This is a genomic window from Mesorhizobium sp. KR2-14 (assembly GCF_040049255.1).
Lineage (GTDB): Bacteria > Pseudomonadota > Alphaproteobacteria > Rhizobiales > Rhizobiaceae > Pseudaminobacter.
Window position 1 is genome coordinate 1 of sequence record NZ_JBDZDR010000025.1, and the last position, 1,586, is coordinate 1,586.

Annotated in this window: 1 protein-coding gene; it reads left to right on the forward strand. The window is 61.2% G+C overall.

Features of this window, described 5'->3' with window-relative positions:
* Positions 1–80 precede the first annotated feature (80 nt).
* Positions 81–1,454 carry an ISNCY family transposase gene (locus tag ABLE86_RS22820; RefSeq protein WP_348781283.1) on the forward strand — a complete coding sequence of 458 codons (1,374 nt, stop codon included), beginning with the start codon at positions 81–83 and terminating at the stop codon, positions 1,452–1,454.
* The last annotated feature ends 132 nt before the right edge of the window (positions 1,455–1,586 follow it).

Genomic DNA, 1,586 nt, shown 5'->3' on the forward strand with positions numbered 1-1,586 from the left:
TGTAGCCGCAAAGTTAGAATGTCCTGAATCTGCAAAGTAAGAATGTCACACTCCCCGCGTTTGAGACGTGGGGGTTGCGGATGGGACTGGTTGCGATGAGCGAGCGTGATCTGCAGCGGATCGAGGTTTTGTCGAAGGTTGTCGCCGGCCCGATGACGCTGGTGTCGGCGGCGCGTGTTCTTGATTTGAGCACACGCCAGGTCCGCCGACTTCTGGAGCGGATCCGCGCGGATGGCGCAGCGTCAATTCGGCACAAAGCCCGCGGACGGCGGTCGAACAATCGAATTTGCGACGGTGTGCGTGATTATGCCTTGGCGATCGTGCGTGAGCGCTATGCGGATTTCGGTCCGACCTTGGCGGCCGAGAAGCTCGCCGAGCATGCTGGGCTGAGGGTATCGCGCGAGACGCTGCGCAAATGGATGTCGGACGACGGTCTCTGGTTGTCGCGCCAGCAGCGGCGCTCGTTCCATCAGCCACGGTTGCGCCGTGAGGCCTTAGGCGAGCTGGTGCAGATCGACGGCTCCGAGCATCGTTGGTTCGAGGATCGCGGGCCGCCCTGTTCGCTGTTGGTGTTCATCGATGATGCGACAGGCAAGCTGATGCAGCTTCGGTTCGTGCGCTCGGAAAGTGCGTTTACGTATTTCGAGGCGCTTGAGCTTTATCTGAAGGATCACGGCGCCCCAATCGCCTTTTATTCCGACAAGCATTCGGTGTTCCGGGTGGCGAAGACGGATGCCAAGGGCGGCCAGGGCATGACGCAGTTCGGCCGTGCGCTTTCAGAGCTAAACATCGAGATTCTTTGTGCGAACTCGAGCCAGGCCAAGGGTCGGGTCGAGCGCGCCAACCGGACGCTGCAGGACCGCCTGGTGAAGGAACTGCGGCTGGCGGGGATTTCGGACATGGAAGCGGGCAACGCCTTTTTGCCTGGCTTTATCGAGCGCCACAACGCGCGCTTTGCCCGAACGCCTGCCCGCCCGGAGGACCTGCATCGGCCGCTGAACCTCATGGCGGACCGGCTCAAGGACATTCTGTGCAAGCGAGAGCAGCGCTATGTCGGCGCCCAGCTGACGTTTTCCTACGAGCGCCAGCGCATCCTGCTGGAGGAGAACGCAGTGACGCGCGGGCTGGTCGGCCGCTACGTCGAGACCTACGCCTATGCCGATGGCCGATTCGACGTGCGTTGGAAGGGACATTCCCTGCCCTATCGGGTGTTCGACAAGGACCAGCGTGTGACCCATGCGGCCATCACCGAAAACAAGCGACTTTCTGATGTTCTGGCCTATATCAAGGAGCGACAGCAGCAGTTGCCGCCACCGAAGGTCAGGACCAACAGCGAGAAGAATGGGTATGTGCCGCAGGCTCGTGGGCCGGCACGTCGGAAGGATTTCGTGAACGATCCTGTGGTGCTCGCGCGACGAGAGAAAGCTTTGTCTCGTCGCGACGCGGCGCAATGAGATCACCAGCCCCGATCTGCCTTGCAACCCGGACCAGCCGGTCAGATCGGGGCTGGTCGTCGTGCCGTGTGGCGGGTCAAAGTGACATTTCTATTTTGCTCGTCGGCGGACATTTCAACATGGCCGCCACAT